Origin of the sequence: Bradyrhizobium sp. ARR65 (assembly GCF_000472385.1) — a bacterium.
Taxonomy (GTDB): domain Bacteria; phylum Pseudomonadota; class Alphaproteobacteria; order Rhizobiales; family Xanthobacteraceae; genus Bradyrhizobium.
On the sequence record NZ_AWZU01000038.1, the window covers coordinates 50,774 to 71,560 of the forward strand.

At 58.0% G+C, this 20,787-nt stretch carries 19 protein-coding genes and 2 pseudogenes; 5 read left to right on the forward strand and 16 right to left on the reverse strand.

Annotation, left to right across the window (positions count from 1 at the left end; all coding sequences use genetic code 11):
* Window positions 1-47: 47 nt before the first annotated feature.
* From F758_RS0131145 to F758_RS0131180, 8 genes are all read right to left on the reverse strand, one after another.
* The gene (locus F758_RS0131145) at window positions 48-926 is read right to left on the reverse strand and encodes a hypothetical protein (RefSeq protein WP_157450223.1); all 879 of its coding nucleotides are present in this window, start codon (window positions 924-926) and stop codon (window positions 48-50) included.
* Between the two features lie 80 nt (window positions 927-1,006).
* The gene (gene sbnA / locus F758_RS0131150) at window positions 1,007-1,963 is read right to left on the reverse strand and encodes a 2,3-diaminopropionate biosynthesis protein SbnA (protein WP_024511572.1); all 957 of its coding nucleotides are present in this window, start codon (window positions 1,961-1,963) and stop codon (window positions 1,007-1,009) included.
* 17 nt (window positions 1,964-1,980) lie between these two features.
* Window positions 1,981-3,039 (reverse strand): 2,3-diaminopropionate biosynthesis protein SbnB, encoded by a 1,059-nt coding sequence (gene sbnB / locus F758_RS0131155; RefSeq protein ID WP_035723636.1) that lies wholly within the window; start codon window positions 3,037-3,039, stop codon window positions 1,981-1,983.
* Between the two features lie 54 nt (window positions 3,040-3,093).
* Window positions 3,094-4,806, reverse strand: coding sequence for a chloramphenicol-biosynthetic FADH2-dependent halogenase CmlS (gene cmlS / locus F758_RS0131160; RefSeq protein WP_024511574.1), 1,713 nt, complete (start codon window positions 4,804-4,806; stop codon window positions 3,094-3,096).
* On the reverse strand, window positions 4,793-5,452 hold the full coding sequence (locus tag F758_RS46705; protein ID WP_024511575.1) for a DapH/DapD/GlmU-related protein: 660 nt from the start codon (window positions 5,450-5,452) through the stop codon (window positions 4,793-4,795). Before F758_RS46705 ends, cmlS begins: the two co-directional genes overlap by 14 nt.
* Entirely contained in the window at window positions 5,449-6,798 is a 1,350-nt protein-coding gene (locus F758_RS0131170; protein ID WP_024511576.1) for a class I adenylate-forming enzyme family protein, read from the reverse strand. Before F758_RS0131170 ends, F758_RS46705 begins: the two co-directional genes overlap by 4 nt.
* The gene (locus F758_RS0131175; RefSeq protein ID WP_051387085.1) at window positions 6,798-7,544 is read right to left on the reverse strand and encodes an SDR family NAD(P)-dependent oxidoreductase; all 747 of its coding nucleotides are present in this window, start codon (window positions 7,542-7,544) and stop codon (window positions 6,798-6,800) included. Before F758_RS0131175 ends, F758_RS0131170 begins: the two co-directional genes overlap by 1 nt.
* On the reverse strand, window positions 7,519-7,788 hold the full coding sequence (locus F758_RS0131180; protein ID WP_024511578.1) for a hypothetical protein: 270 nt from the start codon (window positions 7,786-7,788) through the stop codon (window positions 7,519-7,521). Before F758_RS0131180 ends, F758_RS0131175 begins: the two co-directional genes overlap by 26 nt.
* A 1,075-nt stretch (window positions 7,789-8,863) precedes the next feature.
* On the opposite strand from F758_RS0131180, the gene F758_RS52845 reads away from it, so the two are divergent.
* Window positions 8,864-8,992 carry a hypothetical protein gene (locus F758_RS52845; protein WP_283805883.1) on the forward strand — a complete coding sequence of 43 codons (129 nt, stop codon included), beginning with the start codon at window positions 8,864-8,866 and terminating at the stop codon, window positions 8,990-8,992.
* A gap of 49 nt (window positions 8,993-9,041) precedes the next feature.
* Here F758_RS52845 and F758_RS0131195 read toward each other — a convergent pair whose 3' ends face one another.
* Window positions 9,042-11,648 carry a DUF5695 domain-containing protein gene (locus F758_RS0131195; protein WP_245286633.1) on the reverse strand — a complete coding sequence of 869 codons (2,607 nt, stop codon included), beginning with the start codon at window positions 11,646-11,648 and terminating at the stop codon, window positions 9,042-9,044.
* A gap of 43 nt (window positions 11,649-11,691) precedes the next feature.
* On the opposite strand from F758_RS0131195, the pseudogene F758_RS49945 reads away from it, so the two are divergent.
* Window positions 11,692-11,808: pseudogene (locus tag F758_RS49945) on the forward strand (hydrogenase expression/formation protein HypE); the annotation flags it as partial.
* Between the two features lie 208 nt (window positions 11,809-12,016).
* Here F758_RS49945 and ccoS read toward each other — a convergent pair.
* The 7 genes and pseudogenes from ccoS to F758_RS53445 all read right to left on the reverse strand — a co-directional run bounded on the left by ccoS (window position 12,017) and on the right by F758_RS53445 (window position 16,630).
* Entirely contained in the window at window positions 12,017-12,154 is a 138-nt protein-coding gene (gene ccoS / locus F758_RS47155; RefSeq protein ID WP_063614962.1) for a cbb3-type cytochrome oxidase assembly protein CcoS, read from the reverse strand.
* Window positions 12,154-12,561 (reverse strand): annotated as a pseudogene (locus F758_RS0131210) (HAD-IC family P-type ATPase); the annotation flags it as partial. The pseudogene F758_RS0131210 and the gene ccoS, both read right to left, overlap by 1 nt.
* Before the next feature lie 551 nt (window positions 12,562-13,112).
* Window positions 13,113-13,712, reverse strand: a complete 600-nt coding sequence (locus F758_RS0131220; RefSeq protein ID WP_024511583.1) for a plasmid pRiA4b ORF-3 family protein — start codon at window positions 13,710-13,712, stop codon at window positions 13,113-13,115.
* Window positions 13,709-13,906, reverse strand: coding sequence for a hypothetical protein (locus tag F758_RS49950; protein ID WP_157450224.1), 198 nt, complete (start codon window positions 13,904-13,906; stop codon window positions 13,709-13,711). Before F758_RS49950 ends, F758_RS0131220 begins: the two co-directional genes overlap by 4 nt.
* A gap of 665 nt (window positions 13,907-14,571) precedes the next feature.
* Window positions 14,572-15,729 (reverse strand): 8-amino-7-oxononanoate synthase, encoded by a 1,158-nt coding sequence (locus tag F758_RS0131230; RefSeq protein ID WP_035723607.1) that lies wholly within the window; start codon window positions 15,727-15,729, stop codon window positions 14,572-14,574.
* Between the two features lie 74 nt (window positions 15,730-15,803).
* The gene (panD, locus tag F758_RS0131235; RefSeq protein ID WP_024511585.1) at window positions 15,804-16,163 is read right to left on the reverse strand and encodes an aspartate 1-decarboxylase; all 360 of its coding nucleotides are present in this window, start codon (window positions 16,161-16,163) and stop codon (window positions 15,804-15,806) included.
* 47 nt (window positions 16,164-16,210) lie between these two features.
* On the reverse strand, window positions 16,211-16,630 hold the full coding sequence (locus F758_RS53445) for a hypothetical protein (RefSeq protein WP_502689193.1): 420 nt from the start codon (window positions 16,628-16,630) through the stop codon (window positions 16,211-16,213).
* A 1,490-nt stretch (window positions 16,631-18,120) separates the two neighbouring features.
* Here F758_RS53445 and F758_RS0131270 point away from each other — a divergent pair.
* The 3 genes from F758_RS0131270 to F758_RS0131280 all read left to right on the forward strand — a co-directional run bounded on the left by F758_RS0131270 (window position 18,121) and on the right by F758_RS0131280 (window position 20,598).
* Window positions 18,121-18,426 carry a Dabb family protein gene (locus F758_RS0131270; protein WP_024511590.1) on the forward strand — a complete coding sequence of 102 codons (306 nt, stop codon included), beginning with the start codon at window positions 18,121-18,123 and terminating at the stop codon, window positions 18,424-18,426.
* 164 nt (window positions 18,427-18,590) lie between these two features.
* Window positions 18,591-20,003: an aminodeoxychorismate synthase component I gene (gene pabB / locus F758_RS0131275; protein ID WP_024511591.1), complete on the forward strand. Its 1,413-nt coding sequence runs from the start codon at window positions 18,591-18,593 to the stop codon at window positions 20,001-20,003.
* Window positions 19,984-20,598, forward strand: coding sequence for an anthranilate synthase component II (locus F758_RS0131280; RefSeq protein ID WP_024511592.1), 615 nt, complete (start codon window positions 19,984-19,986; stop codon window positions 20,596-20,598). The genes pabB and F758_RS0131280 overlap by 20 nt, the downstream gene beginning before the upstream one ends.
* Window positions 20,599-20,787: the final 189 nt, after the last annotated feature.

The window sequence follows — 20,787 nt, forward strand, 5'->3', positions numbered from 1 at the left end:
TCACAGCGGTCGGTCTTGACCGCCTTTCATCTGAAAACAGCCGCGAATTAGTGTAGGCGGTAGCCTTGCAGAAGGGGCTGCGAGTACACGGGACACAATTCATCCCGACCTATTTTCGTGGAGTAAAATTGGGACGGCACTTCACGTCTGACGACCCGTGTGAAGCCACTCGGCCCGGTGCCCGAAAACCAGCGTTCATCGCTTACAATGCATTGCCATCCAAATCTGATGCACAGACGCCAGGCCAGCGCTCCCGCAATGCGCGCGAAATGCTTGAAGTCACTTGCATAGAGAAGACGCCCGAACGGCTCGTACCACTTCCTGCGCATGCTCTTCATCAACAGATATAGCGGCACTGAGCCGGATCGATCCAGGATGACCAAATGGTGGCAGAACACGTCGCAATGATCTTGGAAAATCGCGAGATTTTCCGGATCCAGATAGCCGCCGATCTCCCACTTCCGTCGTAGAACTCGAAGGTTTGTGGTGGCGGTCGGCACGGGATAGAACACTCGCAGTTCTGTTTCGAGATCTTCAAACCCGAACTTCTTTCCGATCTGATGCACGGCTTCGGTCGGAGTGTAATTCACCAGCGTATGTGTACGTCGAAGACCCAGCACCGGCATAAGCAGGTCGAGGCTATTGTTTCGATGGATATCATCGACGTACCAGCTGTGGATTTCGCAGAATGGCTCCTGCCGGCCGCGGATGGTCCTTAACGTGAACAAGGTCCCGAGGAACCCAACGACCTCCCCTCCATTCTCCATCAAATATCCGAAATATGATTGATCCCCGCCCCAGACTGGACTGAACAGACGCCGTCGTGCAGCAAGCGGCAACCATCGGTTGTTCAGTGTGGAACGGCAGAGCAGCCGGTAGACCGCGTACATATCTGCAGCAACCGCACGGCGAACCGATGCACCCATCGACACAATCTCCAAACAACGCGTGGTTTCTCTGGCGCTTTTCGTCGAGGATGGCGACGTTTCGCGGGCGAAAGCACCAATCAGGTGAGTGACGGAGGCTGTGGAAAGTGGCGCACCACCCATTCGTCGTCATAGATCGAATCGAGGTACCGCTCACCGGAATCCGGCGCGATAGCGATCGCAATTTCGCCGGCGGCCGGCCGGACCAGTCGCTTTCTCAATCCGGTCAAAACCGTTCCGCTGGAGCCGCCGAGCAGAATTCCATATCGCCCGACGAGCTCCCGGCACATCGCGATAGTCTCCCGCTCCGAGATGATAAGCACCTCGTCGACCTTCCTCGGATCTGCTATTTCCGGTCGGCGACTCGTGCCCAACCCAGGAATTTTCCTCGGCCCAGGACGCCCGCCGAACGTCACGGACCCCTCCACATCAATCGCAACAATTCTTGTGCTCGGAGATCGTTCACGGAAAACCTCGCTGCAGCCCATCGCCGTTCCGCACGTTCCGGTGCCGACGAACAGGTAGTCGACGCGAGGAAAGTCGCGCAGGATCTCAAGCGCGGTGGAGCGAGCGTGCGCGCGCAAATTGGAGGGATTTGCGTATTGATTGAGCCAGATCAGTGAGGGATCGGCAGCAAGCTCTCTCTGTATATAGTCAATTCGGGTTTGTAAGAACCCACCGTTTGCGTCTCGGTCCGTAACAACGACGACCTTCGCTCCCAATGTTCGCATCATGGCTGCCGCGTGCGATGTAAGGTTGGGGTCGCTGACGCAGGTGAAGTCAAACTTCCGTGCGCGGCAGACCATTGCGAGAGCGACGCCCAAATTTCCCGATGACGATTCAATGAGCCGGGCGCCCCTATGCAGCCGTCCAGCGGTCTGCAATTCGTCCAGCATGTGGATCGCTGGCTTGAGCTTGATTGATCCCGCCACGTTGAAGGATTCGAGCTTCAAGAACGCCTTGGCCGGTCCAACGAACTCGTCTAATTCTACGAAGACGCCTTCGGAGAGGTAGGCGATTGGCGAGGACAGGATCATGGAAGAGATCACGCAGGTTACAGACGAGCGGCGTTTAGGTCCGGTTCTTCTTCGAAGAAAAATTGCGGAATTTCGACGGCCTTACGGCTCAAAAGCGCGCGCTGATAAAGCATGGACCCAACTGCGACATCGAGAATTCCCATGCCGAAGGGTGAGAACACAATCGGCCGTCGAGCGTCGGGAATGCGACCGCCGGACAGGATCGAAGGTAGCGTAAAGCGAACGAAATTGCGGTGGCCGACCTGTTTCTCAGCCAAATGAGCTGATGTGTCCGCCTTTAGGCAGTGCTCGATATCGTCCACTACATTTTCGGAGGCAAGTATGATCTCCGGCGACAAGTCGCGAAGCGAGATATGAAGGATTAGCGGATTGTGTTCGACACTACGTTGGTCAAAAATATGAGGGCTTGCCGCTGTCGTCGCAAAGACAATGACTGTGCCGGAGCGCATCGTCTCGACTGGCGACTCGTGCAGCTTGATGGGTCCATGAACCACTGCCTTGAAGCGTTCACGTAAGGCTTCGGCCTTCTCTTTTCTGATGTCGTGAAGGTTCAGTTCGTTGATGCGCCATCCTGTTCTAACGAAAAATTCAAGTATGTAGCGCGCGATTGGGCCGGCACCGATGACGGCAAGTGCATCAATTTGCTTCCGGAAACGATTAAGCTGGAACGCTCCCACCACGGCGGACGCCGCTGTGCGGGCAGCACTGACGACACTGCCTTCCAAGCAAGCTATCGGATAGCCGGTAGCCGCATCGTTCAAAATCAGCACTGCCGATGCTCGTGGCATTCCACGATCGATGTTTCCTGGGAAACTCGATATCCATTTGATGCCTGCTACTGAGCCGCCACGGAACGATTCGATATAGGCTGGCAGGGCCATAACACGATCGTGTGGCCGCATTGGGAAACGCAAAAAATGACTGTCCGGATTAACGGTTAGACCGGCATGGTGGGCCACATATGCAGTCTCCACGGCGTCCAAGATGGCCTCGACATCATCAAAGACGAAGCCATGGACAGTTTCTCCTGTAACAACGTGGAAGGCACGATGCACCCGAGCTGCATTGGTCGACATCACATCCTCAAATTGCTGCGCGGCCTCAGGCGAGGTATCCACTAAGAACCCGGATTAAACCTCGTAGTCGACGCCGACGCCGTCGAAGCGGAGACGGTCTTGGATGCGAACTTGGAGACCGCTTGAATCGTATCCGGTCAAAAGACCCGCTTCAAAAAGCCGGACCACCATCTGCGAGCTGTTTTCGGAGCATCCCGCATCACTCAACAGCTTGACCAGGGTCCTATAGCCGATTTCCTCCGATGCAAGTTTTCTAAAGATGGCTCCGACAGCTGGCGCCACGGCATACTTTGTCATTACTTTCCCGGCTTCGTTCGCAAGAATAAGCCGGGGATTGAGGGTGAAGTCCTCGGGATCGACCTTGTAGTACGTTTCGAGTCGGACATCGCGGCCCATCCAGACTAGCTTGGTCACCGAATTGAGTTTCTGGGTCAGCTGCCTCACCCACTCAATTCGCCGCGGCACCAATTCTGCGTCAGAAAAGTCGCTGGACAGATGCGGCCTGCTGTGGCGACCGATCGCAATCATTGTCGAGGCCCGGTCACGGAAATCCTCGATTTTCCAATCCGCTTTGTGAGACTCTTTGACGAGATTTTCAAACCAGCTGCGCCGCTCGAAGCGCTGGTCGTCGGGCTCCGCAATACGGCGCTTGGTCCAGAATTCCGATTCCGGCTCAGTGAAAGAAGCGAAGTTATAGAATGATGCAAGAAACTCGTGGTATTGTTCGAATGTCAAACTGTAGCTCTTGCCATACCAGCGGTGAACGTCGTCCGCCTCGTTCGGGTAACGGGAGATCCGATCGATCCCCGCCGCCGCTGAGACGGCCGACTGCGCGGCCAAATGCACGCCTTGCGAAAATAGCGGGTCTGTGAAACATGCGGAGTCGCCCGCGAGAAAGAACCGCCCGCGCGAATGGATGGACGTATCATACGACCAATCGCGCACCACTCGGACCTCGTCGACCCTCTTGGCCGTACCGAGCAGTGCCTTTGCCCAGCGGCAGGCGGACAGCGTTCGCTGATAGAAATTGTCAAGGCCCTCGTTGCGGATCTCTTCGGCTTTTGACTGATCAACAATGACCCCAACGCTGTAGAGATCGCCCTTGAGCGGTATCATCCAGCACCAACCATGCTCGAAGGTGATCGAATAGGTCGTGCCGCGCAAATCTCCTCTGAAGGGATCGGGACAGCGGAAGTAAGACCACACGGCGAGGCTGCGGTAGAATTCATCATAATCCCGGCAGTCCAGCTTGTTAACCAGGATGCTATCGGAGCCTGACGCATCCACGAGGTAATCGCCCGAAACGGAGCGCAGCCCGAAAGCATCGTGGATGTCGATTTCGACGTGATCTGGATGGTCGGCCCGGATGTCGGTCACCGAGCAATCCTGGTTCACTTCTCCGCCGCGCTGCTTCACCTCGTCGAGCAGCATGGCGTCGAATTCGTCGCGCTTGACCTGAATGGCATGATCGTAGATCCAGCCGCTGACCTGAGGAACCGAGAAGGAGAAAGTCCACGGCGCCTGATCAACACCCCACAGGAAGGTCGCCGAGGGCTTGCGGACGAAGCCAGCGGCGTCGATCTGCGGCTTAAGCCCCAGTCGCGCGAGAATCGACATGGTTCCAGGCAGCAGCGATTCGCCAATGCGATAGCGTGGATGGTGAAAACGCTCATAGACGCTGACAGAATGCCCCAGCTTGATGAGAGCCAGGGCGGCAATCGACCCGGCCGGACCGCCGCCGATGACAAGCACCTTACTGCTGGACATAAATATCCGTCCTTTGAATTGATTTCATGCGAGAGGAAGAGAATGCGAGCATGCCGCTAGCGAGATTCTCCGTCAGGCACGTGCCCGCGAGAACATGAGCTTCGGGTCCGACCGCAACGCTAGGGCAGACAACACAGGAGAGACCAAAAAAACATCCGTCACCTACGACGGCGGAGTTGCCGCACTGGAAACCGGGTGCCAGGAACACCCTCTCTCCAATTCGGCTATGGTGACCCACACCGCACTGATAATTTAGAATCGTGAAGGCGCCGATCACAGCGTTCACCCCGACGCGGCAGAATGGTCCGACCAGCGCGCCGGGAGCTATTCTTGCCGAGCACGCAACATTGGCGGTCTCATGCACGAGCGGAGGAAATCGATCGCGCAGCTCCGGGCCTATCCAGCTCCGCATGACGGCACGACGCGCCGGATCCGAAACCGCAAACACGAACGCAGCAGCACGATCGTGGAACCAGGAACGCTTAAAGGTGACCGTGCGAGCGCCCGGCGTCGCAACAAGTTCGCCTTCAAGCGATAGGAATCCAGCCACTTTGAACTGTTTTCGATCAGGAGACCGTGCGCACTCGACATAGCTGGCGACCTCGAGTGCGAACTTTTCGGCTCCGATGATGAAGATATCGGTCATAGCCGGACCCGCTTTTTCTTAAAGCGATCCGACATTTGGATGTGATCAACCAAGGTTACGCGACTTGGAATCTTAAAGCGCGGCACTCGTTCACCTAAGAACTCGTGGATTGACTTCTGAAGTTCGGACTTGTTCATCGGCCCCTTTGGCAAGACATCCACCCACACAGCCTGACCTGTGATTGCATTCGGCATGCCATAGACCACACAGTCCGCGACCTCCGGATGGCCCAGCAGGATGGTCTCGAGCTCGAGGGGGATGACTTTCTCGCCTCCCACATTGATCACCTCCTTCAGGCGACCGCGGAGCCGTATGTAACCGTCATCGGTCAATTCGGCTGCGTCACCCGTGCGAAACCATCCGTCCTCTGTCACGGCGGCTTCGGAGGAGTTGAGGTAACCAATAAATTGATTGCTGCTCCTGAGCTGCAGTTCACCGTCGCAAATTCGAAACTCCTGCGAGTCACTGTCTATCTTGAACAGCGCACTTGCCGAGCGAGGACCCCTGGTGGTGGCAATGCCGGTTTCAGACGTACCGAACGTCTGAACAAAGCGAATCTTGGGAAATGTCGCTCGGAGCCGCGCAAGCAATTCCTCAGGCATCGGCTCTGTTCCATAGGTGACAAGCCTCAGGCTAGACAGATCATGGCGCGTATACGCGCCGCTGAGCAGGACGAGGTTCAAAAATGTCGGAGTTGTCGGCAATACATTGACGCGCTGGGCCTCGATGGTAGCGCAGATCGCGTCTGGGTGGCGCGCGCCCGGGATGACCGCGGTGCCCCCGGAAAGCAAGGTTTTTATTAGCGTGTTCAGCCCGCCGATATGATCAAATAGCAGAAACAGAAGAACGGATACATGGTTGTGGGCGCCTGGCTTTTTGCGGATCTGAAGAAGCCGATCAAAATCATGCAGGATTGCCTTGGGCTTTCCAGTGCTTCCGCTCGACAGTAGCACCAGACCTGATGCGTTCCTCTGGCGTAGAGTACCATAGAGCTCATGATCTCCACTCGCGCCAAGAGGCTCGATTCCCCCCTCTTGGGACGGCGTGATGAGAAATCTCGCTCCGCATTCCGACCTGAGGACGGGTATCAGCTCTTGTCTTAAATTGACGATTGGGATCGCAATCGCCTTGAGGCAGGCAAGCGCGAGCAATGTGACTATTCCTGGAATAGAAAAGTCCGAGTTCAGGATCACCGGGTCTCCCGCGGAGACCTTGTGTTGCCTCAAACCCTCGATCTGCAATTCTATTTCGTTGGCCAGCCACGCGAACGTCACGCGATCGGCGCCATCAACCAGGGCAACCTCCTTGCCGCGCGCGATGATTTCGGTCAACCAATTGACTGGCATCACTTTACCCCACCCAAAAAGATGGTTTCGCCAGTAACCATTCTCGCGCCCTCGGAGAGAAGAAAATCGATCGGACCGACCAAGTCGGAAAACTCGCATACCCGAGGTATCGCTTGACGCGCGACGAGAGCCTCGATCTTTTCGGCAGGCACCGAGCGAGTCAGCGCAGTGCGGACGGGAGGTAGCCCGAGCGCGTTCACACGGATGTTGAGCGGCGCTAATTCATGCGCGAGCGTCCTCGTGGCCTGCTCGATCGCTGCCTTGCTCGCCGCGTAGGCCATCTGGCCTTCCAGCGAATAGATCGTGGCGACAGTGGTCAAGTTGATAATCGAGGGATATGGATGACAAGACCGCCGAAACAGCTTGACGGCCTCTCGGATACAATTGAACGCTGAGAAGACGTTCAGCTCGAACATACGGCGGATCTCTTCATCCCGAAGCAACAGGAAGGGCGCCATCCGCGCCACAGCCGCATTGTTTATCAGGGCATCGATCGACCCATATTCCTTTCGGATCTGTCTAAACATCCCCGACAACCGAACCGTATCGGCCAAGTCAACTTTAAAATGGCGCCCACCGAAAGGGCGCCCTTCCGGCACGGTCCGCGAACAGCCGAGCACCTCGTGCCCTGAGTCGATCGCATGCTGTGCGAGCTTGCGACCAATGCCGCGGCTAACTCCGGTGATGAGGATACGCATCAGGTGGCTGACTACGATAACCCTACGCAGCGCGCTCGCACGGTTCATCGAGCTCTTCCACTATGAAGTCGATGAGGTTTGCGATGCTCCGAAATGGACTAACTTGCCGCGAGACGGCTCGTTGCGAGGTCAGGCTAATCGTTCGGCCCATCTGCTCCTCGACCTTTTCCTCAAGGAGAAGCAGGAAATTGACGAGCTGCATAGAATCAAAAATTCCTTTATCGCCAAACAGCTGAATAAGCTCGGCTCGGTCGAGGTCGATTGGGTTAGAGCGGCTAACGTCCATCATCATTAGGCATCTTCTGATCAACGGTACCAGTTCAGAGCGCATGCACTTCTCCGTCTAGCGGTGACCGGTCTCTCTGCTGGTCAGTGCATGAATTGGGCCACCGCCATATGGCCAGCAACGGATGCCTTCCGTGCGCAATGTCGCGTTATCAACATGCGCTTGGCAGATCCCAAACGCGAGGCGGTTTGCTTTCGGACAGTACGGTCTTCCGCGCTTGCTTCGAGACCAGCTGCGGCGCTCGCGTGCATGCGGTTGCTCGCGGGTTGCCATGTGCCTTGGCTTGCCGATGACGATTATGCCCAGCCGTCCGCCCGTTGGTCGGCGCGCCATTGGCCGGCCTTGATCGCCTGAGCGCACCACTCAAAGTCCGACTCCCTTTGTTTCCGAAAAATGCAATCCGGCATCCTTGGCGCGTCCCTCCGGCGAGTGTGGGAGTCGGGCTAGCCGATTTGGCTCACTCAAGTCTCTAAGCGCGTCAGCTTGCCGACAGCTGATCCTAATAGAGGGAGAACCAGAGAGCGAATCTGCTCAGGACAGCGAACCGACTCAAGCGGAGGGGATACGGACCCATTTAACAGCACCAACCCATTCGACTGGGATTTCGCTGCTTACAACGCCGCGGTGACACAACCGCAACAGCAGCAACCGGAGTTTTGAGCCGTACTTGGATGAAGTCCCGCAGCTTGATACCACAGCCGTCGCAGGGGTTCCTGACGAAGACCCTAGACTCACCGAGGCGTTGGAATTTGGGGCCAGCGGTCCTCATCGCGAAAACGCAGTCACCAGAGGCGTCAGGCACGTCGCTGCGCAGCACAGCGCGCGGGAAGCTTCGAGTTGGCCGAGCGAGCTGAGTACGGAAGGTCACGATCAGGATTCGCTGCGAGGGATGATCGGCGAAGCCGTCCTAGCATCGTCTCTCAGGCTAACCGCGCACGACCACCGAGCACCGGATCCCGGAGAAGCCGTTCGTCAGTTCAACTGGAGCGACGCCGCGAATATGTCCGAACCTATTCATTCCGCAGATAGAACTACGGATATCGACACGGATTGTTGTCATGAGTTCCCACGGAGGCCCTCAATGGCAGCGCGCCCGAGCTTACAGGGCTGCGGAGGCATCCGCCTGCCTACCGTTCTGGCGATACCGCTGTTGGTCGGTCGTGATGACGACGGAAAGAATGCCAATATTGAAGTTTTCGTGCTGAATTAGGCAAGGCGCCATCAGCCTGGCTAGTCTAATAGTGAACCTGTCTCCGCGGTCAGCAAGCCGCAGGCAAGTGGACGACCGCCTGGCCGTCCGTGATGTCGACGACTTCCTTGCGCTTCCTTCCGCCATCGTATCGCAATTCGAACGTCACTTCCGGTGCGGATGGGGCAAAGGGCTCGGGCGTAAGGCTGATCAACCCCTCCCCCAGATTCAAAATTATCGGTCGATCCGCCCGGAATCGGGCGTCAAGCAGCACGAAGTCCAATCGGAGACATTGGAGCCGCACGTTGAGCCGCCGCCGCACGCCGTCACGTGGCCAGATGTGTAGGGTGTGAGCGACCGTCTCCACGATGCCACCGTAACAAACCTGCCCAAAGATGGGATCGTCGGCAACGATCGTCGCAGCAGCCCGGACCGCCCCACAAAATCCTAGGTCGATCTCGCACGAGTAATACCATGTTCCGCGGTGATGCGGCTGACCGAGCCATGTGATCCCGCGCGGCGCCGGCTCGAAGCCGCCACCCGCTGCTCCGTCATTCTCCTCGCCCGGATACCAATAGCCATGACCCGCCGACGCAGGGCCGCTGTTCAGCGAAGCCCACGCGCTGAGTTGTGACGCATACCCGAGACGAAGGAGCGGATGCGGCTCGTCTGCATCGTTCAGCGCATGATCAAGCAGCGCCCAGCCGCCCATCTGCGACATGTAAGTCAGCGTATAGGCGTCCCCGGCAGTCCCGCGATAATCGCTGCCCAGGTAGTAATAAGCAGGTTCTAGCCAGCCACGGCAGAACAAATTTGCAGCAATCTGACGCTCCGCGAACGCACGCGCTGCCGCCTTCGAAACGCCCATAGCGACGGGGTCATCAAGGGCCGAGCGCGCCAGTGCCTGCGTTGATTCGAAGGCTGTGGAATCGAACGGATATTCCGACTTGAACAGGTCCGCCTTCGGATCGACGAAGGCGCGCACCTTACGCGCCCAGTGCGCCTCCAAGATGGCCGCCTCGCGCGTCAAGCCCGCCGTCGTGAGCGCCGAAACCAGTTCGGGGATCACACATTCGTTGTAGAAGCCAGTGCGGTAGGCAGACCACATCACCACGCGCATCGGCAACGTGAACATGGCCAGCGCGGTACCGTAGGCGCGTACCAGATAATCTCGTGCGCTCTGGCGGGTGGGTATCGCGGGGTGGTCACGCGCGATGCGGTGCATCGCCAAATACATCGCGAAGATATGCGGATAGTCATAAGGCCGCCAGATATGCAGGCGGCCCTTTGGGCCGGGATCGCTGCTTTCCCGGTTCTGCTTCCAATCAGGTATGCCGTAGAGACCGTAGGCGTAGTCCTCCTGTGTGGTACGCTGCAGCCCGCCCCAGACGAACTTATCAATATACCGATCCAGCGCCGCCACCTCGGCCACATCAGGATGCTCGGCATTTTTGGTCGCGAGGTAAGCGGGCTTGCTCAGCCCGGGATCGTCGCACGTCACCTCGTAGATGCGCCAGCCCTTGATCCGGTCGTAATTGTCCGGGCCGAGCAGGACCTGCGTTTCCATGTTCCACTCGCCAAACAAACCGTCGTACCATTTGGACGGATCACGATGCTGTCGCTTCATGATGAAAGATGCGCGCTTCTTCATCATCGTCTCGACAGGCTCGGTAGCGAAAAATTCAAGAAAGGTCTGTCGCGCGCCCGGCTGGTGCAAGGTCAGCCGGTTCTCGCCCAATCGCGAAAACCGGACCCGCCACAGTCGCCTGCCAGCCCGATCCGGCAACCGTTGCACCACCGTGTCCCCGCTAAATTCCGCTTCGATTCGCTCCACCGGAATGGAGGACGCGAGCGCTATGTCGACATGCAGGTCGTTAGGAACCGTCATGCCCGGCATTACTTCCACGTCCACCAGACCGGCGTCCGCGATAGCCCTGCGCGCCGCCTCGTAATCGGCAACCCACTGGAAGCGGAGACGGTAACGCCGTTGTTCGGTCGGCGACAGGGACAGGGAATGGGTCGGCTGTCGCCAGCGAGTCCCGCCCGCTGCTGCCTCGCCAGCGGCCGCGCCCCCCAATATATAGGCGCACCACGTCCCACTGGCTTCGGCCGAATCCTTGTGGACATCCCAGTATTCCAATGATGTGTCCGCTTCCGGTAAGAGCATAAGGAAGGGACCGATGCTGTTGCCGCGAATCCACAAGATGTGCGATCCATGCCCCGAGACGAAGCTGTGCTTCAAAACATTCATGGAAGCCGGTTGCCCTGCCGGAAATTCGGTGTTCATCGGCATGGGCAAATAGAGGTCGCCCACCTCCACGCTTGCCATGCCGTCGTTCCGCAGCATGATCTCCCACGTCAATCCAGCCTCGTCGACTGCGAGGTGGGTCGAGAGAAGGACGTCGGCATGGCGGGCTGCTAGTTCAAGGGCCGCGCTATGCATCGGCTTCGTTGCTTCAACGCCGGTTCGAAGCGTATGCCACTCTGATCCGGCACGCCGAACTCTAGCGTGAGCCGTCCCCAGTACGGCTCCAGGCAAGACATAATCCGTGTCATACGTATCGTTACGATTACGCAACGAGGTAATGCCGTCTTGTGTGCACCCAACGACGAAGGGAGAGTCGGCCGCCTTCAACACCATTGCAATCTTGCGCTGCGGCCGATTGGCTGTCTGCATCGTAAAGCTCCCAAACAACGCGCTACCCAAGAAGCTAATGCACGCCGACATTGGCTATGCTGTGGCCGACGATCATCAGTTCGTCCAGATGTCGACCCGCTTTGACAGCGAACGAATTGTCGAGTGGCTATCGGGCGAACAGCTACCCCGGATCTGTTGAGTACATCATGCGCATTTGGCTTCTCTCGTGTTCATCGTAAACGTTGAGCACCCTGACGCACTAGAGATCACGCTCAAGGTCGATCGAGTGGCCTCTTTAGGCAATAAGTTCAGGGTGCCAACCGTTTCCGGCAGGCAGCGGAATCAGCAAGCGTGAGCGGTCCTCGGGATCACGGCCTGGGACGGCCTGGCGCTGCCAGCTCTATCGGCTAGTCATCGGCGATCGCCCTCCAGGCTGCGCCGTCCAAGTCGTCATACTGGCCGCTGTTGAGCGACCAGAGAAAAGCCAGCAAGCCTGCAAGACCGAGCCCAAGCGCAAGCGGCACCAGGATCACAAGCACTTCCATTAGAGCTTCTCCGCGACGTGGCGAGCGCGGAGCGCACCCATCATAACCAGAATGGACGAGCCGGACATCGCACCGGCGGCGATCAAGGGCATCACAAAGCCGAGGATCGCAATCGGCACTGCCAGGAAATTGTAGCCGACCGCGAACCAAAGATTCTGCCGCATCAGATGCAGCGCCTTGCGCGAGAGGTCGATGGCGGAAACGACCGGCGCGAGCGGCTTCCCGAGAAAAACCAGATCCGCAGTCGCCTGGCTCAGATGTGCGGCAGAGATCGGCGACATCGAGACATGGGCGGCCGCAAGCGAGGGCGCATCGTTCATGCCGTCGCCGACCATCAGGACCTTGATGCCGTCGCGCTTGAGCGTCTCGATCCGCGCGATCTTGTCGGCCGGCGCGCCACCTGGGCGCTATCTCGCCGGCGTCGAATGCGACGGCGCCGCCTGTGAATACTCATTCGGCTATTTTTGTCAGCTATGTGAGTCTCAGTTGCGTAAGCGAAACACTCTTCTGGCATCTGGCACACCACGATCGCCCCATTGGATGGGCGCCATCTGGGCGATTCCGCCCAGCTTAGACCGACGGGAGCGTTTAGTCGTGGACGGCTCGGCCGCATGCGGCGTTGTCTTGATCCATAACATTGAGGCAGCGTCTAGCTCAAACCAGCATAAGGGCGGTAAGCAAGGCCGCAAGTCGAAGCGTAGCGAGATCTTGCGTAACGGGCTTTGTTTTGATGTAGCGAATGACGATTTCCCTTAAGTGACGGCGCCGATGGCAGTCGTAATCGCAATATCCTTTCCGCGTCACCACATCTCGCAATGACCCGAACCCAAAGACTGAGAACGGGTACAGGTTGTGCCGCCGCGCGGCGCCATATGATTCACAAGGATAATTTCACACCGATGGCCTGCTGGCGAACTGTAGGCGTGGCTCAGCCGCCTTTTTAACTAGCTCTTGACGTCTATTTTGACAGCGTGGAGCGCCGACCAGGCTTCCACCTTTCCGACAATGCCTTGACGGCGGCCTCGAGCGCAGCCCGGTCGACGACATTGGGATCGAACCGCTCTGGGCCCCAGAGGCGCATAGGCTCGTGCTCCGGATGGGTGGGATCGCTGATGGCCTCCAGGTAGTCGGCATATCCCGGCGCGCCGCCGACATCTTCCGGAGGACAACGGCCGACAGCATCGAGCAAGAGCGGAAGACCCTCCGCCGGCGCATCGAACCATTTTTCAAGCTTGATCACATGGTCCCAGCTGTCGCCGAAGTCATAGAGATAATGGATTGTCTTGGCGCCGGTCTCGTGAACGATATCGGAAAGGCGCGCCTTGCGGGCATCAATGAGCTGCTGGCCGTAATCGTTATAGGGATCAAGAATGCCCCAATGTACCTCGCCAGCGAAGAACTCGAAGAGATGGCTATCCGTCCAGCCAAACGCCGCCTGAAGCGTCAGATGCAGCCGATCAAGACGCAGGGCGAAGGGCACGACAAGGTGTCGCGTCACGTCCGGTTTTACATCCTTGAGGGTCACCTTGATCCGGACCGCGGTCGCGTTGAGGCTCATGCTGCCAGCCCCGGATCCTGTGCATGCATCGTGTAGGTCGATGCCGGGAGAAACAGTTCGTCCAGTGGTCCCAAATCGAGCAACGCGGTATTGCTGACTTCAGAAACAACGATCGGATCCCTATCCAACATGGTGATTCTGTAGATCATCCATTCGCGGTGATAACCAATCGGCTTTCCGCTCGTCAGCGTCACGTTCCGGCTCCCATCGCTCAGTGCCGCCTTGTGCTCAGGGGAGCCCCCCGGGTTGAGATGTGCTCAATTGTTGTAACCACAGCCAAGACAGTCACGAGCAGACAAACGCAAGCGAAAACGAAGTAAGTGTAACGCTGATCACTCATTGGTCCCACCTGAGACGGTAAAGACCCCATTCCTCGTGCTACACACGACAGAGTCAACTGTTTTTAAGCCGCCGTGGCGCGAGGGGCTCGGAGGCGACATCCGAATGGGTGTTTTTCTTTTGTGATCGTGTGCTGAGATGTCATTGCCGCGGATCCCAGCTGCGCCCAGAGGCGCCATGACCAATAGAAGACAATTGCAGAGCGGCGGACGATTGGTCCGTTCCGTACAAAGTTTGCGCGGCGTACTGAACGCATGCTGGAGATCCCGTGCTATTTTTCTGACCAGACGCCTCCAGCGCTAGGTCAGGCGCTGTCACACATACGATGTCGAGAGGAGGTCTAATGCCGCTATTGGTGTGTCTTTGACGCTTACTCAAGGTTGCCGTGATTGTGCCAGTCCGACGCACGGCTAGGAAGCGCGGATCGGAGCGGAATGGCTCAATAGATTTGCAAGGCCAGCCGAAAAAAGCTGTCTTTCCAATCCCAGTATCTGTGCCTGTCACCACACGATGCGCCGGCTCATTGCGAAGCACCCCACGTCTCTTCGACCAACGCATCAAGCATGTCGGATACATCATCTTCTGTGACGTTCAGGGTTAGGGAAATTCGCAAGCGCGCCGTTCCCGTTGGAACGGTTGGCGGCCGGATCCCACGGATGTCAAAGCCGCGCGCCTGCAGTCTCGATGCGAGCCGCATCGCATGCGCATTGTCGCCGACGACATAAGGAATGATCTGTGATTTCGAAGGACTAGAGCGGCCGCGTACTTCGATCTCCCGATGTGTGAATGCGACCAAATTCCTCAGCCGTTGCTGCCGCTCGGGCTCGTCCCGCAAGATCAGGAGCGCCTCGCGCACGGCAACGGCCATCAATGGCGACGGGGCGGTCGCGAAAATGAATGGGCGACAGCGATTGACCATGAAATCGCGCAGCACGCCGCAGGCCGTGACAAGGGCACCTGCAGCACCCAGCGCTTTACCGCAGGTATGAATGACCAAGAGATTTTCGCGCCCCTCATAGCGCGTGGTGAGCCCTCGTCCATGCTCGCCGTAGACGCCAGTGGCATGGGCCTCGTCTACGATCAGGAATGCATCGTAGCGATCTGCCATCGCGACAAGCTCTTTCAGTGGAGCGAAATCGCCATCCATGCTGTAGAGACTCTCGACCACGATCCAGACGCGACCGGTTCCGCCTCTGGCTCGCCAGTCGCGAATTGTGTATTCGACCGATTGGGGATCATTGTGGGCGCTTATCCGAAAGTCGGCCCGGCCAGCTCGCGCGCCTTCATGAATGCTCGCATGCACGAGGGCATCCATAACGAGCAAATCACCCCGCTGCGGCAGGGTCGTCAGGACAGCAAAATTTGCGATGTAACCGCCGCCAAAGAACAGGGCGGTTTCCGCCCCAAATAACTTGGCGGCTTCCGCTTCGAGCGCTTCGTGCTCCACGCAATTGCCGCGCAGAAGGCGCGAGCCGCCCGCCCCGATCGGCGTGCCCGCCTCGAGTGCGACGCAGATCGCCTTCTTCATCCTCGGCGCATTGGCGAGCGCGAGATAATCGTTCGATGAGAAATCGACGCCGGCGCGCGGCTTGAGGCCGCGCATCCGGTTATCTCTCTTCAAGGCATCGAGGTCCGCGACATAAGGAGCAAGTTTGGCCGCATGAATTGATGAACTCATTTCTTCAGTCTCGGACCTGTGATCAAATCGCCCAAATTCTGTTGGCCGCTGCGAGCGAAGGCTCCAAAGCCGCCTCATAGCTTCAAGCTGGTAGGGCGATTTTCTCGGTCAACCAGCACAACACGTGGTCTGAAGTCTTTTGCTTCCGCCTCGTCAAAGGAGGCATAGGCAACGATGATGATCTTGTCTCCAACCATTGCAAGTCGAGCAGCCGCGCCGTTCAGGCCAATGCTACCCGACCCTTTCGGGGCCTCGATGACATAGGTGGCAAAGCGCGCTCCGTTATCGATGTTGTAAATTTCGACCCGTTCGTTGATTAAAAAGCCTGCCGCGTCTATAAGCGCACGATCAATCGATATCGAGCCCTCATAATGCAAATCGGCCTCCGTCACTGAGGCGCGATGGATTTTGCCTTTCATCAACGTAATTCGCATGGATCACCTACACTGGAATATACGCAAAGCGAGTTGGCTAATCTGCTTTACTTAGGGGAAAGGGCGGACGCGATGTCGAGCCGGTCCAGCAAGTTCGCCTCGCGATCCGCTTTCTCGGGTTCTTGGTGCCCGGGAGCGCATCGTCGAGAAAGATTTGACTTCGCCGGCCAAAAGCACAGCGCCTGTAGTTCATCGCTCATGTACGGCCGTCCCGCGGACAAGTGCATCACGCTCCTGGGCATCATGATCCGAGCCGTCGCCACCGGACGCGCAAACGCCATCGGATCGGGCCGCTCGCCGGTGTCATGGCCGCACGCCCTTGACCTCGTTCCACAAATTGATCGGCACGCTGTCTGGATGCTCAGGAGGATTGACGAGTAGCACGAACATGCCGAGGTGGCCCTCAACGCGCTCGCCCATGCGGACAATGCAGCCGCTGCACACCTTGATGTCGGCATCGCGTACATGTGCAACTGGGTCGATGCGGTCCTGCAGGCCCAGCTTCGTGATGATCCTGTCCAGAACTCCGGCGAGGTGCCTCGACGTTGTGACTGTGGAAGTCGAGCCCAGACTCGGCGCGCCTTACGGCCCGCCCCAAGTTCAAGATGCGGAGCGTCACGCAGGTTTCCATGCCAAGGCCTTTAACCGCCCTGACCATCTCACAGACGGAACCGAGATCTCCGACTTTTGGACTGCGCCAGCCGCGGTCATGCAAAAGCCCGTCGCACCCGCGTGATTGACGCCGCACTGTGGCGACCAGATCCGCGCAGTCCATCACGTGGGCTGCCTTCAACGCCGTCTCGTAATGTGCGCTTTGTGAGCAGTAGCCGCAGGTTTCCGGAGAGCCGGCAGGATTGATGCTAAGGAAGTTAGCTGCTTCCAGTTGGTTCGGATCGACGTTCTCCCGATGAACGCTCTGCACCCGAAACATCAATTCGGCGAACCGCGCCGCATAGAACGCTTCCACCTCAGCGCGCTGCCAATCGCTGCGACCCCGCGCGCTATACCCGCGTTCGCGGCCCACGTCCCCAGCAACAGTCATTCGACTTGCGTTCCCCTCCAGGGTCACAATAGATAACCAGGAAGATTATCTACAATAACCACTCTGAGTGATGCTAGCGAAGGCTAGAGGAAGATGCATCAGCTTTTACAGTAGATAATCTATGATGCTCACGAGAGCACGGCGACTTCGGGCCGCACGGCAGATTTGATCACTTGAGCGCCATCGGCGGCGCGCTGCAGCCAGACGCCCCGTTGCGGTAAGATCATATCGCGCTGGACTTCCATTCACGCCGCGCTTCGGTGCGCGACGCCTTTTGGCAACTTCGGGCCCAATATCTTGTCCTCGCCAGCCCCCTCGCGGTGTGCGGCTTGCGCTGCTTGATACGATTCAGTGAAGTAGATCGCGGAAGATTTGCGCCGTGCTCGAACCGGTCGCTCTGCGCAAACATGGCTCCCAAGCTCGACTCCAGCCATTTGGCGCGGATTGAGCGCACGCGGATGGAAGGAGATGATGAAGACGATTTCCGATTTTGAAATGGCGAAACGCGCAGTTTCAGCACCCGCTGGTAGCTCCTTGCACCATCCCGCGCCCGCTCCGCAAACCTCCATGCACTACGGCTTGCAATTCACGTCTCGTATTCGAGATTGCGCGAAACTGCGGCTCGCAAACCGCGGTCCAATCAGGATCAGCGGCAAGCTTTGCAAAGCTTGCAAGGCGCGCAACATTGCTGCAACCTGCTCGCGCGTCACAATCAAACGATTGAGCTTCTTGCCCTTCCCCGGCCCTGACCAGAAAATGAGATGTAGCGGGTTTCCATTGCAGACCAGACGATTGCGAAGGCTCAAACCAGCGGCTGCGAAGGGCGTGACACGCAATCGGCTGCAGCCGTTGCAGCGAGCTCGATCCCGAGATAGTTATGCGACTCCTTGCGACATTACTCCTTAAGGGCCATCCATGATTCGTCACATCGTCTTGTTCAGCGCCAAGAATAAGGCCCATATCGAGCAAATCATCGAAGGCTTATCGGTCCTTACTACCATCCCACATGCACGGCGGCTCGAGGTCGCTCGCAATCGCAAAACCGACCAGCTCGGCAACGATATTGACGTTGTGGTCTATGGTGAGTTCGACAGTGAGGCGGAGCTCGCAGCATATAAGGCGCACGATCTATACCAGGAAGCGATCAGGCGGGTACGACCGCTCAGGGAGCTGCGGTTCGCGGCCGACTACAATGTATCTACAGATGCACGTTCGGTCTAGGCGGCGGTCATAGCCCAGGTGCTGGGCGCGGCGTGTCCACTCCCGGAGGTTGAGGGGGCAAAGAGTAGCACGACTCCGCGGGTTCCAGAGGAGCCGTCCTCTTCTCGGGTTAGGGCAGAAACGGATTGCATCTCTCACCACCGCGATCAGTGACAGACAATCCGATGTACGTGCGCGAACTGCAGTGGATTGAGCCTATCACAGCGATGCGACGTCTGGCGCATCGATCGCATCTCACATTTATCGACAGCGCAGCAAGGAACGAGCTCCTTGGGCGCTACTCATATCTGACCTGCGACCCGTTCAGCACCTATACGGTCGCGAACGGACAAGCGAGTTGGAACGGAGAGGTTCTTGAGGGCGATCCATGGGGAGTTCTTCGCACCCTGCTCGCCAACTACCCGCAAGAGCATCGCCCCGATCTCCCGCCCTTCCAGGGAGGTGCGGCAGGTTTCCTTGCTTACGATCTAAACAGGACAGTGGAGCGACTGCCGGCGCTGCCAATTCCGGGTCATGCCTTGCCCCAATCCATCCTGCATTTCTATGATGTGGTCGTGAGCTTCGACCAGCTTGACGAGAGATGCTGGATCATGTCGACCGGATGGCCGGAGCTAGATCCTTCACGGCGAAGCGAGCGTGCACGCCGCCGAGCGAATGAGTTTGTAACACTGCTTGCCAGCCCCAAGTCGCCGCGGGTTGCGCTCCCTGGCACAGTAGGCGAATGGCGTTCGAACTTCAGCCGCGAAGGGTACGTTGCGGCCGTACGGCGCGTGATCGACTTGATTTTGGCCGGAGACGTGTTCCAAGCCAACATTGCGCAGCGCTTCAGCGCCAAGGTGTCGCCCCTCTTCGATCCGCTTACCTTCTACGACCGGCTGAGGTCCTTGAACCCGGCCCCCTTTGCGGCCCTCTTGCGCTACGGCAAACTGACCGTTGCATCGAGCTCGCCGGAGCGTTTCCTAAAGCTTGACGGCCGACAGGTCGAAACGCGTCCCATCAAAGGCACGATTGCGCGATCTGCGGACTCCAGGGAAGACCAGCGCCGGGCCGAGATCCTTCTAGCGTCCGAAAAGGATCGTGCGGAGAACACGATGATTGTCGACCTCCTGCGCAACGATCTATCTCGTGTTTGTAGCCCGCATTCGGTCGAGGTTGCAAAACTGTGCGAACTCGAATCCTACGCCTCAGTGCACCACCTCGTATCGATCGTCCGGGGCGAGCTTGCGGAGGACGAGGACGCGGTTAGCCTAGCTCGCGCTTGCTTTCCGGGTGGTTCCATCACCGGGGCGCCGAAAGTAAGATCGATGGAAATTATCGCGGAAATCGAGCGGGTGGCACGAGAGCTCTATTGCGGGGCAATCGGGTTTATCGGATTCAATGGGCACATGGACACGAATATTGCGATCCGCACTGTCACTATTGATGACGGCGTGGCGGTGTTTCATGCAGGTGGCGGAATAACGGCGATGTCGGATCCAGAGGCCGAATATGAGGAGACGCTCGCCAAAGCCCAGCGACTCTTTGATGCATTTCGCAGCCTAGAAGACGTGGTGCATTTTGATTGTAATCATCGATAACTACGACTCTTTCGTCTTCAACATTGCCCGTTACTTCCGCAACCTTAATGAAGCAACGGAGGTTATCCGGAATGACGCCGTTAGCATCACCGATCTCGTTGGCCTTAGACCGCGTGCAATAGTGATCTCCCCCGGTCCGTGCACTCCAAAGGAAGCTGGAATATCTACCGCGGTAGTCCGCGACCTTTCAGGTCGCATTCCAATTCTGGGAATCTGCCTTGGACACCAGTGTATTGGGAGTGTTTTCGGGGGACGCGTGGCGCGGGCACGTCGCCCTATGCACGGCCGCCCCTCGTACGTAACGCATGACGGTCGGCGACTGTTCAAGGATCTGCCGTCTCCACTTCGCGTAGGGCGCTATCATTCTCTGATTGTCGAGCTCGACGAGACGTGCGCGCCTCACCTGATGGTGACAGCCCAGTCGGAGGACGGCGAGATTATGGCCCTGGCGCATCGCGATCAACCAACCTATGGGGTACAATTCCATCCGGAATCAATACTTACCCAACAAGGACACATGGTATTCAAGAACTTCTTACGTCTTGCAGAGAATTTCCTGAGCGCGAGAGTGACCCCGGGACCGGACGTCGAATGAGCTGTCAGGTGTGCGCGCGGTTGCTTCACGTAGCTGAGCCCGCCTCATCCTCGTTCACATGACCGCGGCCCCCAGGCTAGCTCGTCGCACGAGCGTGGCGCGAGCCAACGACTCCCAGCGAGATCGCTTGGACTTGGGCTTGCGGTTGGGGTTGGGTCGAGCAGCAGCTAAGAACCCATCCTCGTCGTC

Excerpts from the sequence above, each read along its gene's own strand:
- F758_RS0131145 (WP_157450223.1), bottom strand. The coding sequence starts at position 926 with ATGGGTGCATCGGTTCGCCGTGCGGTTGCTGCAGATATGTACGCGGTC.
- F758_RS0131170 (WP_024511576.1), bottom strand. The coding sequence starts at position 6,798 with ATGCCAGTCAATTGGTTGACCGAAATCATCGCGCGCGGCAAGGAGGTT.
- F758_RS0131175 (WP_051387085.1), bottom strand. The coding sequence starts at position 7,544 with ATGAACCGTGCGAGCGCGCTGCGTAGGGTTATCGTAGTCAGCCACCTG.
- sbnB (WP_035723636.1), bottom strand. The coding sequence starts at position 3,039 with ATGTCGACCAATGCAGCTCGGGTGCATCGTGCCTTCCACGTTGTTACA.
- F758_RS53445 (WP_502689193.1), bottom strand. The coding sequence starts at position 16,630 with ATGTACGCGATGCCGACATCAAGGTGTGCAGCGGCTGCATTGTCCGCA.
- ccoS (WP_063614962.1), bottom strand. The coding sequence starts at position 12,154 with ATGGAAGTGCTTGTGATCCTGGTGCCGCTTGCGCTTGGGCTCGGTCTT.
- F758_RS0131195 (WP_245286633.1), bottom strand. The coding sequence starts at position 11,648 with ATGCAGACAGCCAATCGGCCGCAGCGCAAGATTGCAATGGTGTTGAAG.
- F758_RS0131270 (WP_024511590.1), top strand. The coding sequence starts at position 18,121 with ATGATTCGTCACATCGTCTTGTTCAGCGCCAAGAATAAGGCCCATATC.
- cmlS (WP_024511574.1), bottom strand. The coding sequence starts at position 4,806 with ATGTCCAGCAGTAAGGTGCTTGTCATCGGCGGCGGTCCGGCCGGGTCG.
- sbnA (WP_024511572.1), bottom strand. The coding sequence starts at position 1,963 with ATGATCCTGTCCTCGCCAATCGCCTACCTCTCCGAAGGCGTCTTCGTA.
- F758_RS52845 (WP_283805883.1), top strand. The coding sequence starts at position 8,864 with ATGGCAGCGCGCCCGAGCTTACAGGGCTGCGGAGGCATCCGCCTGCCT.
- F758_RS0131220 (WP_024511583.1), bottom strand. The coding sequence starts at position 13,712 with ATGAGCCTCAACGCGACCGCGGTCCGGATCAAGGTGACCCTCAAGGAT.
- F758_RS0131180 (WP_024511578.1), bottom strand. The coding sequence starts at position 7,788 with ATGATGATGGACGTTAGCCGCTCTAACCCAATCGACCTCGACCGAGCC.
- F758_RS0131230 (WP_035723607.1), bottom strand. The coding sequence starts at position 15,729 with ATGAGTTCATCAATTCATGCGGCCAAACTTGCTCCTTATGTCGCGGAC.
- F758_RS46705 (WP_024511575.1), bottom strand. The coding sequence starts at position 5,452 with ATGACCGATATCTTCATCATCGGAGCCGAAAAGTTCGCACTCGAGGTC.
- panD (WP_024511585.1), bottom strand. The coding sequence starts at position 16,163 with ATGCGAATTACGTTGATGAAAGGCAAAATCCATCGCGCCTCAGTGACG.
- pabB (WP_024511591.1), top strand. The coding sequence starts at position 18,591 with ATGTACGTGCGCGAACTGCAGTGGATTGAGCCTATCACAGCGATGCGA.